Here is a 13,041-nt window from a genome sequence, read left to right as displayed (position 1 = left end):
GATCGACTGATCAACCACAAGAAGGAACGGCTCTACAACAGACCGGACCGACTATCGGGGACCTGCCAGTGCCGATCTATCTGTGGAAATTCCGTTGGGTCCGCGCGTGGCGGTGGTGGCAGTCAGTCCTGTTCTTTGGCGGGTGGTTTTGTGCTCTGATCCCGTTGATCGTGGTGGTAGTAGGCCAACTCACTGGTGATTCCCAAGCTCGGATGGACGCCAAGACAGTGCTGGTCCAGGTATTGAATTCGTCGGGATCAATCGTCGTGGTGGGACCGCCGGTGACTGTTGAGCCGTCCGGTCACTCCGACGGATCGACAATCGACATCCCCTATCAGGGGGAGCAACTGGACTACACGATCGATTTTCGTACGACCACCGTGCTGGGGGCGGGTGCGCCGTGCCGCGTGAAGCTGTCACTGAGCACCAAGGCCGTCGGAAGACGCGAGCCGCCGGTTTTCGGGAGCGCCGTGGGCCAGTGTTTTTTATGACCGAACGCGAACCGCGTCGGTAAACGCGGGTGCTGCAGCAACCGCGTCCGCCGGCTCAATTCGCGTTTGTTGTCGGCGCCGACGCTGATCGGCGGTCCGACGAAATGCGATAGGCAGTATCAGGCGTCGTCCGAGTGATCCTCGCGCTGCTTATCGGCGTTCAGTGAGCGCTTCCGACGCTCCTCGCGAAGCACCTCGACATGTTTGGTGCGCTCGGCTTCGAGCCAGTCGGGCTTGTCAGCGAGAAGGGCATTGATCTCGTCGGTGGTGAGTGCTTCGGTCACTTCGCCGCGGATCAGGCCGGAGTTCGAGATGCCGAGTTTGGCGGCGACGAGGTTTTTCGGGTGGGGTCCGTTGGCGCGCAGGTCACGCAACCACTGCGGCGGATCAGCCTGCAGCGCGGCCAATTCCGCCCGGGTGATGGTGCCGTTGCGGAATTCCTCCGGCGTCGCCGGAAGGTAGATGTCAAGCTTCTTCGCGGCTGTTGCCGGTTTCATCGACTGCGAGCTCATGGTCGCAGCGTATCTTCATCGCGGTGATTCTCCGAGGTAGCCTCGGGACGTGACTCCGCCCGCAGACGCCGAACCATCCGGCCGTGCGGTGTTCCGGCTCGCCTACGTTCCGGGCGTGACCCCTGGGAAATGGGTGCGCATCTGGAGCGAGCGCCACCCCGACGTTGCGCTGCAGATGACGGCGGTCGACGTTGCCGACACCGCACCCCTGATCGGACGTGGCGATGCCGACATGGCGCTCACCCGGCTCCCTGACGCGCTCACCCGCGTCGATCCCGGACCGCACCACACCATCGTTCTGTACGAGGAGACCACGGTGGTGGTCTTCCCGAAGGATCACCTGTTCGCGGCGGCCGACGACTTGGCGCCCCACGATCTCGCCGACGAGAACCTGCTGTGGCCACTTGACGAACCGCTCGTCGTGACCGACCGTCCTGGAACCGACATCGAGCATCGTCCCGAGACGACCGCCGATGCGATCGAACTCGTGGCTTCGGGTATCGGGCTGCTGTTGGTGCCGCAGTCGCTGGCGCGGCTGCATCACCGTCGTGACCTGACCTACCGTCCCGTGACCGGTGTCCCAACGAGCGCCGTCGGTCTGCTGTGGCAGGAGCCGACGTCGGAGTTGGCGGATCAGTTCATCGGTATCGTTCGCGGACGAAGGCCGAGTTCGTCGCGTGGGACACCCGACCCGTCGGCGAAGCGGTCGGCCAAGGAGAAGACCGCAGCGAAGCGTGCCGCCAGGGAAGCGTCGGGGAAGGGGCCGTCGGGAAAGACGCCAGGTGCGTCGAACACCAAAGGCCACAAGCCGCGTCGTCGTCGTTGACTTCGTAGCGTGGCCCGCGGCTAGATCGCTCGGCGGGATCACGGGGAGCCACCGCCACGCTCATGCTCCCGGAGTTGCCACCTCCGGTGCGTGCCCATCGCCGATCACTGCGCCCGGGTTGAGGATGCCGGTCGGGTCGAGTGCGCGCTTGATGCTTTGCTGCACAAGCAGATTGGCCTCGCCGAGTTCCTCCCGAAGCCACCCGGTTTTGAGCCGTCCGACACCGTGTTCGCCGGTGATGGTGCCGCCGAGATCCAGCGCGAGTTGGGTGATGGCGTCGAACGCCTCGCGTGCAGCGGCGGCGCTGTCTGGACAGCTTCTGTCGTAGATGATGGTCGGGTGCAGGTTGCCGTCGCCGGCATGACCGAAGACGCCGATGGTCAGTTGGGTGTATTCGGCGATCGCGCCGATCTCGTCGATGAGTTCGGCGATCCGCGAGCATGGGACGCACACGTCGTCGAGTAGCCAGTCGCCCAACCGCTCGAGGGCGGGTAGCGCCTGTCTGCGTGCCTCAAGCAGCAGGTCGCCCTCGTCCTTGGTTGAGGCGACCACCACGTCCAGCGCGCCGCTTGCAGCGCAGAACGCCTCGACCGCTGAGATGTCCCCATCGGCATCGTGAGTGTCGAACTGCGCCAAGACAAGCGCGCCGATGTCGTCGCCAATGCCCATATGCGTCAACGAGTCGACGGCCCGCACGGTTGTGCGATCGAGTATCTCCAGCATCGACGGGACCAGACCGCCGGTCGAGATGGCGGTGACGGCGCGGCCGGCATCTGCCACCGTGGCAAACGACGCGAGCATCGTGCGCGCAGGCTGCGGGGCGGGAAGCAATCTCAGAGTGATCTCGGTGATGATCGCCAATGTGCCCTCGGAGCCGACGAGCAGGCGGGTCAGGTCATAGCCCGCCACGCCCTTCCTGGTCGCAGTTCCGGTGCGGATGACGGTTCCATCTGCCAGAACGCATTCGAGCTCGAGAACGAAATCGCCGGTGACCCCGTATTTGACGCAACACATTCCGCCGGCGTTGGTCGATACGTTCCCGCCGATCGTGCAGAACGCGACGCTGCCCGGATCTGGTGGGTAAAACAATCCGGCCGCTGCCGCATGCTCTCGAACATCGTTGGTGATGGCGCCGGGGCCGACGGTGACGATCCGGTTGGCGCGATCAACCTCGCTGATGGAATTCATTCTGTGCGTGCTCAGTACGATCGCGCCGCGTGGACAGTTGGCGGCACCGCTGAGTCCGCTTCCGGCGCCTCGCGTGATCACCGGTATGCCAAGAGCGTGCGCTGTGCGCAGACATGCCGCGACCTCAGCTGTCGATCGGGGCATGACCACCGCCGACGGTGTGTCGCTCTGGGTGAACGACGACTGGTCGGCGGCATATCCGAGGATCACATCGGGGTCGGTGGTGACGATGTCGTGCGGGAGTGCACGGACCAATTCTGCTGTGGTGTCGGTGGCCACCGTCATGGCCGAACTTCCGTCGGCTCGGTGAGTGCGAGTTCGAAGGTGAGAGCAACGGGATTGTGGCCCTTGATGAGTGAGCCGGTGTAGACCATTCCGTCGATCGCCGTCACCGCACACGTCAGATCAGCCTGCACGACGCCATCGGGGTCGCGCCGTACGGAGCCGTCGAGGTACATCACCTCGACGGCCGGTCCGGGCGCGCACACCAGGTTGTCACCCTGCAGAAGCGTTGCACCGACCAGTGAACCGATCTTGCCCCGGATCACCGCTGAGGTGAATCCGTGTGCGGCACAGATATCTTCGATTGCCTCGACCAGATCGACATTGGCATGAACCCGCGCGACTATCGCCCGACTGTCATCGGTGTCCACCGGATTCGGGATCGGAGCTGTGTGGTCATGATCCGAATGTGGTTGGAAGACAGAGAAATTGATCTCCTCATCCGGCAGAGCCGTCATCGTCACGTCGCGGCTGGCGTAGATGTCGAGCATCACACCGGGCCCGACCACCACCGACTCCGGCAACAGATGCCCGGCACGCATCACACCGTCGGCGTCGACGAACTGGGCGTGGCAGTGGGTCCATGGGGCGTCATCACGACGGCCGATGGTGATCCCACCTCGGATGAACGACACCGGTCCGCGGGCGACGAACGGATCACTGAACGCCGCAACGCTGGTCCCTGTGGTGCACAGCGCCGGAATGAAATACTCGAAGGCGGTCAGAGATCCACCGCGGATCTCGCCGAAAGCACTACCGAAGCCCTGGTCGAGGACAATCTCGCGCAGTGCGGTCAGCAGCGGCACCCCGACGGCAAGCTCGACTTGAATGTGGTGCAGCGTCGTCGGAAATGCATCGATCCGTTGTGCTGCAGGGGTTCCCGGCTGCCTCAGATGCTGGACCGGGGGCAAGGTGATGGCGGTGGTCGTGCTCATCGAGACTCCTCATCTGGCCAGGTGCCCCGAGCACGGAACTCCTGCCGCAGCAGAGCCGTGGTCACTTTTCCGTATCCCGAAGTGGGGAGTACGTCGACGAATTCGATGTGCTTGGGGATCTTGTATCGCACGATGTGCTCACGGCACCAGGCGATGAGATCGGCGACCTGCAGGTCCGCGCCCGGACGCGTGACGCACAGCGCGTATCCGACCTCACCCCACGTGTCATCGGGTGCACCGACCACTCCGGCAGCCACGATGTCGGGATGTTTGAGCAGCTTCTCCTCGACCTCGCGCGGATCGATGTTGGAACCGCCGGAGATGTACATATCCGACGCGCGGCCGGTGATGTAGAGGAGTCCGGCGGAGTCGACATGACCGAGATCGCCGGTCCGAAACCACCCATCGCGGAAGGCTTGTGCATCGGCCTCGGGATTGTGTAGGTACCCGGTGAACACCGCGGGACCACACACGCAGATTTCGCCGCGCTCACCGGCGGGTACTTCGCGACCTTCGCCGTCTTGGATACTGATCGTCATCCCGGTGCGGGCATATCCTGCGGTCGGGATTCCGTCGGGTTCAGGTGTGTGCCCGTGAAGTTCGGGCGGCAGCACGGTGATGTTGCCGGTAACTTCACACAGACCGTAGTACTGCACGAGTACCCGACCGAGCGTGTGCAGAGCTGCTTTCTGATCACGGGAGGACAGCGGTGCACCTGCGTAGATGAGATAACGCAGACTACTGGTATTCGGATCGTGGTCTGCGGGTGCGGCCTGCGCCAACTTGTTCAAGATGGTCGGAACGGTGAACATCGTCGAAATCGACTGCTGGCGAATGACATCCCACGCCTCCACGGCATCAAGCGCCTCGGACTCGGTCAACACGACGGCGGCACCGCGCGCGACATGGGTGAGTGCATGGACACCGGCACCATGGGACAGCGGCGCGAGGATCAACGTCGAGTCGTGTTCGGTCAGCCCCGGCATCAGGTCGCAGATGTGGTTAGTGATGACGAACGCCATCTGATCGTGGGTCAGAACAGCGGCCTTGGGTCGTCCGCTGGTACCGGAAGTGAAGAAGTACCAGGCCGGAGTCCCGGGATGGACTGCCGCATTCTCCACGACATCGGTCCCGGTGAACTTTTCGATGGCCTCAGTGACATCGCCGGCCGCGAACTCCGGGCGCGGATCGACGTCGCTGATCGACCACAGCCGGTATGCCGACAGTGCCGAGGCGTGCTCACCAAGGCTCGCGTGGAGGATAACCAGATCCGGATCGATCAGTGCGGCAAGGGGAGTCACATCATCGGGTAACAGCTTGCTGTTGGTGGGCACGATGATCGCGCCGAGACGCCAGGTTGCATAGAACACTGTGAGGGAGTCCATGCAGTTCGCGCCGTGCAGCAAAACCTTGGAGCCCGCACCGATGCCTTCCTCGCGCATGGCTGCGGCAAGGGCATTCACGCGGGCATCCAGAGTGGACCAGCTCCAACGGTTCTCGCCGCGGATGATTGCCGGACGATCAGGGAGGCGGGCTGCGGTCTGGGAGAGGAAGGCAGCCAGATTGGTCGTGCGTTGTACTGCCGCGGAAGTCGGGGTGATCGGCTCGGCAGTAGCGGGGGCTGAAAGCGTCTGAGAAGTCATAGTGCTCACCATCGTTCGAGAATGGATGCGTAGTTGGCGACGGCGGTGCCGCCCATGTTGAACACGCCGCCCAGCTCGGCATTGTCGAGCTGGAATCCACCGGCTTCACCGGTCAGTTGCATGGCGGCGATGGCGTGCATGGATACCCCGGTTGCACCGATCGGATGACCCTTGGCCTTCAAACCACCGGACCGGTTGATCGGAAGTTTGCCGTCGGGGAACGGAATTCCCTCATCGAGGACTTCGCGACCGCGACCCGGTTGCGCCAGACCGAAGACCTCGTACTGAATGAGTTCGGCGATGGTGAAGCAGTCATGGGTCTCGATAAAGTCGAGATCGAAAGTAGTGGTGGCGGCGGCGTCGAGGGCCTGATTCCAAGCGCGGCGCGCGCCAGCGAATTCGATGGGATCACGCTGGGAGAGCGGCAGGAAATCGCTTGCGTGTGCTCGTGCACGGAAGGAGACGCGACGGGGGGCTCCGGCGGCTCGATCGGCGCTGGTGATGACCAATGCCACGGCACCGTCGGAAATCAGCGAGCAGTCGGTACGTCGCAGGGGCGCAGCGACATACGGGTTCTTGTCCGACACGGTATTGCAGAAGTCGAATCCGAAGTCCTTGTGGAGCTGGGCGTACGGATTGGTCATGCCGTTGTGATGGTTCTTGGCGGCGATGGTGGCCATGGCGGCACTCGGGTCGCCGTGGCGTTCGGCGTAGGCCGAGGCGATCGAGGCGAAGACACCGGCGAATCCGCCCGAGACATCGGACTCCTCGGGCTGGTAGCAGGCCGTCAGCAAAATCGCACCGGTACGTCGGGTATCGACGGCGGTCATCTTCTCCGCACCCACCACCAAGGCGACCTCGCCACGGCCCGATTCGATGAAGTCGACAGCGGCATACACTGCGGCACTGCCCGTGCCGCAAGCATTCTCGACGTGTGTGGCCGCGACGTGGGCGAGCTCGGGATGGGCAACCCCGACCAGCGACGCCTCGAATCCTTGGGTGGAGAATCCGTTGTTGTAGACGCCGACGAAGATGCCGTCGACCTCATCGGCGCTCACTTCAGCGTGGGCCAGTGCCTGTGGCACAACAGAACCGATCAACGAGGTCACGTCGGGCTCGTCGAGTCGGCCGAACTTCGAATGGTTCCACCCGATGATGGATGCTCTGGGGGTCATGGTGATTTCTCCATTTGCGGTGTGTGGCGTCGAACGCCGAATGGTGTTCAAAGACTGCTGATGTGAGGTGATTCGGTCCCGCGGACCGACTGGGTCAGTCGCACGGCCTCCTCGCGGAGCAGAACCGCCAGCCGAACCTGTCTTTCCGGGCCGAGTCGAGAACTGATGGCGGCGAGGCTCAATGCCATGGCGGGTTCTCCGGAGGCCCCTTGGACGGCGATGCCGATTCCCCAGGACTCGGGCACGACGCGGCCCTCATTGATGGCGACTCCGCCCCGGCGTCGGACCAGATCGGCCTGTTCCAGAAGCCAGTCGGGGGTGATGGTCGGGAAGTTGGCGGCGAGTTCGGCGGCATTGGCTGCGGTGACGGCGGAGGCTTCTTTGGCCGGCAAGGCCGCCAGCAGGGCGAGACCATGCGCGCCAACGCCGAGCGGGTAGCGATCACCGGCTTGTAAGACGTGGCTTCGGATCGGCCACGAACCCTCCTCACGGTGCAGACAGACCGAGTGGGTACCGCGTCGCACGGAGATAAAGGCGCTGTCCTCGGAGACCTGGGCGAGGCGTACCACCGAGGCAAGCGCCTTGTGCTGCAATCCGTGTCGCTGTTCGGCAGCACTGCCGATGATGTAGGACTCCGAGCCGAGGCGGTAGCGGCGGTCGGAGCCCTGCTCGAGGTATCCGCTGTGGACGAGTTCGGCGAGCAACCGGTGTGCGGTGGGCTTGCTGAGTCCGGTCTCGGCGACGAGATCGACGAGGTTGAGTCCGCCCGATCGATCGTACTGGGAGATCAGCGAGAGCAGCCCGAGCGCACGTCGCACACTCTGTGTGCCGGCCGGAACCTGCTCGGCCTGGGCGGTCGACCGCAGGTCAGTATTTCGCATCGTGGACCGCTGAGTCGGTGGAGAAGTGCAGCTCCTCCGGTGTTCGGTGCTTATCGTGCATGTTTCCGACGATAGGAGTGACCTGAATCTCAGTCAACTATTCCGTAATATGGAACGATAACCTGGTGTTTAGGGCAATGATTGACGCGCAAGGTGAGTTGGCGCACCGTGGCGATGAACAGTGATCGCAGTCATCGTCGACTCCGTCGGCGGCTGTCGACGTGAAGAAATGAGGATTGAATGACTTCAACCGCCGACCGGCGCATCGCACTGATCACCGGCGCGGGCGCCGGAATCGGTGCCGCGATTGCCGAGAATCTCGCCCAGTCGGGGCACCACGTGGTGCTCGCCGACCTCAAACTCGACGCAGCGGCCGAGGTCGCCGAGAGCCTCGTCGCCCAGGGGCTGAGCGCTCAGGGCCGCGGCATGGATGTCGGTGACCGCGAGTCGATTGCCGACACCTTCGAGTGGGTCGAGCAGACCCACGGCCGATGCGACGTACTGGTCAACAATGCCGGAATCGCGCGGACGGTGGCCTTCGTGGACTATCCCGATGATCACTGGCAGGCGACGCTGAACGTCAACGTGACCGGAGCGTTCCGCTGTGGTCAGCACGCGGCCCGTCTGATGCAGCGTCATCGATGGGGCCGGATCGTGAACATCGCATCCACCAGCGGGATTCGGGCGGGTACCGGTCGAACCGCTTACGGCACATCGAAATCCGCGCTTATCGGGGTCACTCGGCAGATGGCGATCGAGCTCGCCGAGTACGGCGTCACCGCGAATGCGGTGGCACCCGGACCCATCGAAACACCGCTCTCCCGTGAAGTGCATTCGCAGGCGACGCGCGATGCCTACATGAGGCTGGTGCCTGCACGTCGGTACGGAACGCCTGAAGAGGTTGCCTCGGCGGTGGGATTCCTGGCATCGGAAGCGGCCGGTTATATCAATGGTCATGTGCTGCCGGTCGACGGTGGTTTCGTGGCGGCCGGGATGCTGGCCGAGTTCTAGTACTACAGTTGTAGATCGAGTCTATTGTGGCTGTGACCTGCGGTGATAGTGGTGTCGGCGGGCGGTGGCTTGGTGTTTGCGACGCCATAGTGAATCACCCCGGGTTTCGTGCCGCCTCGATGGTGGGCTGGTCCTCGGGGTTGAGGCCAGCGTAGTGGGTGTGTTCGTACTCGTTGGGTGGGACCATTCCGATGCTCGAATGGAGCCGGTCGCAGTTGTACCAGTCGACCCAGCCGGCGGTCGAGTATTCGACGTCTGAGGGCGTCTTGAACGCGCCGGAGTGGAAGACGGTGGTACGAATGCACTCGGCCTTGTACAAGCCGTTTGCCGACTCGATCAGGGCGTTGTCGTAGGCGTCCCCGATCGAGCCGATAGAACGGGCGGTATCCTCGAGATCGAGATGCTCGGTGAGGGTCGAGGACGTGTACTGGGCCGGTTCAATCGGTCGATGCAACACCGTGTTGTTATAGCGAGTGTAGTTGTTCACCAAAGACTTCGGCGGGAGTCCTCCATCCGAGGACTTTCCGTGGACGGTTGTTGAGGGTGTACGCGATGGCCTCAAGGTCCTCAGCTGACCACCGAGACAGATCGGTTCCTTTGGGAAAGTACTGGCGCAACACACCATTGGTGTTCTCGTTCGAAGGTCGCTGCCATGGTGAGTGTGGATCGGCGAAGAACACCCGCGTTCCGGTGTCCAATGCGAACTGGGCGTGAGCAGACAACTCCTTACCCCGATCCCAGGTCAACGTCTTACGCAGCTGTTGCGGCAGCGACGCCATCCTCGCGGTCAATGCTGCGTTCATAGCGATAGCCCCGTAGCCGCCGAGCGCTGGTCCGTTCTTTACGTACGGCTGCTCGCCCCAACCCTGTTGACGCGGAAGGTGAATCAGAAGTGTTGCGCGGCTGCGTCGTTCAACGAGTGTGCCGATCGCCGATCTGCCGGTTCCGATGATCAGGTCGCCTTCCCAATGACCGGGCACCGCTCGATCGTCGGCCTCAGCGGGCCGCTGACTGAACACGACGTCGGCACCGACATGACCCTGCGGTTTGTTACGTGAACGTGCCCGTGGTTCGCGTAACGCCCGCCCGGTCCGCAGGCACGCCACCAACTCGCGTTTGAGTGCGCCACGACCTTCGATGAACAGGGCTTGATAGATCGCCTCGTGGCTGATGCGCATGTCGTCATTATCGGAGTAATCGACGATCAGGCGCCGTGAGATTTGCTCCGGGCTCCACGCCATCGACCACCGGCGATCAGCGCGGTGCGGCTTGTTCAGCCCTTTCCACGCCGGCGGGGTGGGACCAGCGACGACCGTGCCGTCGGGGCCGCGAACAGTGCCAGCCAGACGATCCTGCACGTAGTCCCGTAACTCCTTGTTGGCCAACAGTTTCGAAGTCTTAGGGCGCTTGGCCGCCTGCTGTGCTTTCCACTGCGCCACCGATGCCCGGTACTCGACTCTGCCGCTTCGGGTTGCGGCGTTGCGCCGTAGCTCTCGCGAGATCGTGGCCGGACTGCGGCCGATACGTCGTGCGATCTCTCGCACCCCACAGTTCTGGGCGCGTAGCAGCGCGATCTCTTCCCGTTCGGCGAACGACAGATAGCGGCCCGAGGGCTCCTCCAGACTCAGTGGCGTCATCCCGCCAGCGTGGCGGAACCAACGCGTACCCACTGGTACCGACACACCGACACCGATAGACGCTTCCGCCGTACTCACCCCTGTCGCGACTACCCGCCACAATTCGCGTTGCACCTGCCGCGACGGCTCCGGCCGCCCCGGCGAACGCATCGCCGGCCGAAGTGCACGATCAGCACGCCACTGCCGACGAACACCCACCGGCACATCACTGGTCTTCCCACTCCAGTCCACCGTAGCCACCTCGAACACCTCCATGATCGTGGTGTTGCGACGACCAGTTGAATCCGCCCTGCGACCCGGCATCCGAATGGTGAATCAACTCGCCCGCGATGACCGGATGGCCTTCATGCGCCCGGTACCACAACGCCATACGTAATGGAATCATCACTAGATCAACAGTTTTCGAAGTTGATACGTGCCAGGCCACGATCTTTCGGGAGAACACATCGATGATGAACACCACGTACACGAAACCGACCCAGGTACGCACGTAGGTGAAGTCGGTCACCCACACACGGTTGGGGGCATCGGCACTGAACACCCGGTTGAGCAGGTCCCCGGCACGGACTCCGTCGGCGGCCGGGATGGTGGTGCGTACTCCTCTCGTTCGGCGTATTCCGTTGATTCCCAACGATTTCATCGCCCGGTCGACTGCGCCGAAACTGACGCCGGGCATGGTGGCGCGGTCGAGGTGCGCGCGCATCTTCTCCCTCCCATACAAGCCGGTCGGGGTCAACCACCGACGCCCCTGGGCGTCGGTGGTCCAGGCGGCATCGCGGACCGCGTTGACCGTCTGGGCATCCGAGATGGTTCGCGCTGCTGGTCGGCGTGACTTCCACGCCCGGTAGGTGCGTGCGGCGATCCGGCAGCCCTGTTCTCGCAGGACTCGGCAGATCGACTCGACCGCAACACCTTTCGCACGCATTGAATCAATGAACGCGATGATCATCGATTGCGGGGGTCGAGTTCCCCCGCGAAGAAAGTCGTGGCCGCTTTGAGGACCTCGACGTCTTCGCGCAGACGCCGGTTCTCGGCCTTGAGACGCTTGATCTCGGCGCTTTCCTCGCTCGTGACGCCCGGACGTGCGCCGGCGTCGACATCGGCCTGTACGGTCCAACGGCGCACCGACTCGGTGCTCACGCCGACCTTGCGGGCGATGGCCTCGGCCGCGGCGGTCACCGTCGGATACTCCTGGCCGTGCTCGGCCATCAGCCGCAACGCGCGCGCCTTGACCTCCGGATCAATCTTCTTGGGCATGTGCTCATCCTTCCTGACTCAAAAGGAAGCGGCACGAAACCTAGGGGGATTCATAGTGACCATGCCCAGACGGTGGTGGGGGTGGCGGTGTGTGTGAGTGTCAGTTGGTCGAATAGACGCCGAATCTCGTTGAGGGTGAACGGTATCAGGTCCTGCGGTGTGGGTGTGCGGTCGCGTTCATTGGCGGTGGTGACGGCCAGAAATGCCATCGCGGCCATGGATAGGATCACCCAACGCCGCCAGGAGGTCCACGTGCGTACCTGGTGTTCATCGAGACCAGCTTGCCCTTTGGCGGCCTGGAACGATTCTTCGATAGTCCAGCGCCGTCCGGCGACACCGACGAGAACGGCGAGTGTGACCGGCTGCGGTGACCAGCACCTGTAGTAGGCAAGTTCAGAGGTGGAATCGTTGCGGCGCAACATGATCCACTCGTATCCGGGTAGTGTGGACGTGATTGCGATGCGCAGCCACGAGTATATGCGGGGCCCTTTGCTACCCACCCCTGCTGAGAGTCGTTGCCAGTCCGAGTCCGACGCACTGATGCCCAGGGCATCAACACGGCATCCGGCGGTGACCACGTGATGGTTGCATGCCACGGCCAGGACATACCCGATATTGTGGTCGCGGCATGTGGTGCGTAGGTGTGAGTCTGCCCCGTACACTTCATCACCGGCTATCCATGATGCGGGTACGCCTGCATCCAATGCTGCGGTGATCATGTGTTGCGCCAGAGTGGTTTTGGTGGCGAACTCGACATCCTCAGGTACCCGAGCCCGGGTGAGCTTACCGGGATCGGTGGTCCACGATTTCGGTAGATACAGCCTGCCATCGATCAGAGCGTGCCCCCGGGCCGCGGCGTAGGTCAGGTACACCGCGACCTGCGAGTTCTCAATACGCCCCGCGGTGCCGGTGTACTGGCGTTGCACACCGACAGTCGAGGTCCCTTTCTTCAGGTCGCCGGTCTCATCGACAACGAGTACCGCGTGATCATCGGCGAATGCGGTGGTCACGTACCCACGCACATCGCAGGCAACCCATCCTCATCCCACGACGAACGAGAAAGCATGTGCTGCAACCCATACGGTGTCACATCACCTCGTTCCTCAGCGATGGTCCAACAGTTCTTGCGGCCCAGATCCGACAGTAACCCCAGGATGAACTCGCCAGCATGACGTGCCGACTCATAACGGGCGAAACGTGGCC

At 63.2% G+C, this 13,041-nt stretch carries 11 protein-coding genes and 3 pseudogenes; 3 read left to right on the top strand and 11 right to left on the bottom strand.

Annotation, left to right across the window (positions count from 1 at the left end; all coding sequences use genetic code 11):
- Positions 1-491 (top strand): hypothetical protein (locus B1964_RS28675; RefSeq protein ID WP_216354299.1); only part of this gene is annotated, 491 nt, incomplete at its 5' end.
- A gap of 119 nt (positions 492-610) precedes the next feature.
- On the opposite strand, the gene B1964_RS28670 is transcribed toward B1964_RS28675, so the two are convergent.
- Entirely contained in the window at positions 611-988 is a 378-nt protein-coding gene (locus tag B1964_RS28670; protein ID WP_079932212.1) for a DUF5997 family protein, read from the bottom strand.
- 64 nt (positions 989-1,052) lie between these two features.
- Between B1964_RS28670 and B1964_RS28665 the strand changes: the two genes are divergently transcribed.
- A complete protein-coding gene (locus B1964_RS28665) occupies positions 1,053-1,829 on the top strand; it encodes a LysR family transcriptional regulator substrate-binding protein (RefSeq protein WP_079932210.1) in 777 nt (258 codons plus the stop codon).
- A gap of 60 nt (positions 1,830-1,889) precedes the next feature.
- Here the strand turns inward: B1964_RS28665 and B1964_RS28660 are convergent, their stop codons facing one another.
- From B1964_RS28660 to B1964_RS28640, 5 genes are read right to left on the bottom strand one after another with little or no spacing between them, the layout of a single operon-like run.
- Positions 1,890-3,302: an FAD-linked oxidase C-terminal domain-containing protein gene (locus B1964_RS28660; RefSeq protein ID WP_079932209.1), complete on the bottom strand. Its 1,413-nt coding sequence runs from the start codon at positions 3,300-3,302 to the stop codon at positions 1,890-1,892.
- Positions 3,299-4,234, bottom strand: coding sequence for a DUF296 domain-containing protein (locus B1964_RS28655; RefSeq protein WP_079932208.1), 936 nt, complete (start codon positions 4,232-4,234; stop codon positions 3,299-3,301). Before B1964_RS28655 ends, B1964_RS28660 begins: the two co-directional genes overlap by 4 nt.
- Positions 4,231-5,877 carry an AMP-binding protein gene (locus B1964_RS28650; protein WP_079932207.1) on the bottom strand — a complete coding sequence of 549 codons (1,647 nt, stop codon included), beginning with the start codon at positions 5,875-5,877 and terminating at the stop codon, positions 4,231-4,233. Before B1964_RS28650 ends, B1964_RS28655 begins: the two co-directional genes overlap by 4 nt.
- Before the next feature lie 5 nt (positions 5,878-5,882).
- Entirely contained in the window at positions 5,883-7,052 is a 1,170-nt protein-coding gene (locus B1964_RS28645) for an acetyl-CoA acetyltransferase (protein WP_079932206.1), read from the bottom strand.
- Positions 7,053-7,099: 47 nt separating this feature from the next.
- On the bottom strand, positions 7,100-7,933 hold the full coding sequence (locus tag B1964_RS28640; protein ID WP_079932205.1) for an IclR family transcriptional regulator: 834 nt from the start codon (positions 7,931-7,933) through the stop codon (positions 7,100-7,102).
- Between the two features lie 240 nt (positions 7,934-8,173).
- On the opposite strand from B1964_RS28640, the gene B1964_RS28635 reads away from it, so the two are divergent.
- Positions 8,174-8,944 (top strand): SDR family NAD(P)-dependent oxidoreductase, encoded by a 771-nt coding sequence (locus B1964_RS28635; RefSeq protein WP_079932204.1) that lies wholly within the window; start codon positions 8,174-8,176, stop codon positions 8,942-8,944.
- A 94-nt stretch (positions 8,945-9,038) separates the two neighbouring features.
- Here the strand turns inward: B1964_RS28635 and B1964_RS28630 are convergent.
- From B1964_RS28630 to B1964_RS30800, 5 genes and pseudogenes are all read right to left on the bottom strand, one after another.
- A pseudogene (locus B1964_RS28630) lies at positions 9,039-9,380 on the bottom strand (integrase core domain-containing protein); the annotation flags it as partial.
- A 28-nt stretch (positions 9,381-9,408) separates the two neighbouring features.
- Positions 9,409-10,581 (bottom strand): IS30 family transposase, encoded by a 1,173-nt coding sequence (locus B1964_RS28625; protein ID WP_139765939.1) that lies wholly within the window; start codon positions 10,579-10,581, stop codon positions 9,409-9,411.
- A gap of 283 nt (positions 10,582-10,864) precedes the next feature.
- Positions 10,865-11,838: pseudogene (locus B1964_RS31345) on the bottom strand (IS3 family transposase); the annotation flags it as partial.
- A gap of 50 nt (positions 11,839-11,888) precedes the next feature.
- Positions 11,889-12,848: an IS701 family transposase gene (locus tag B1964_RS28610; RefSeq protein ID WP_139765938.1), complete on the bottom strand. Its 960-nt coding sequence runs from the start codon at positions 12,846-12,848 to the stop codon at positions 11,889-11,891.
- Positions 12,845-13,041, bottom strand: a pseudogene (locus tag B1964_RS30800) (hypothetical protein); the annotation flags it as partial. The pseudogene B1964_RS30800 and the gene B1964_RS28610, both read right to left, overlap by 4 nt.

Source organism: Gordonia sp. i37, assembly GCF_002043085.1.
Lineage (GTDB): Bacteria > Actinomycetota > Actinomycetes > Mycobacteriales > Mycobacteriaceae > Gordonia > Gordonia polyisoprenivorans.
This window is presented reverse-complemented; position numbering and strand designations above follow the sequence as displayed.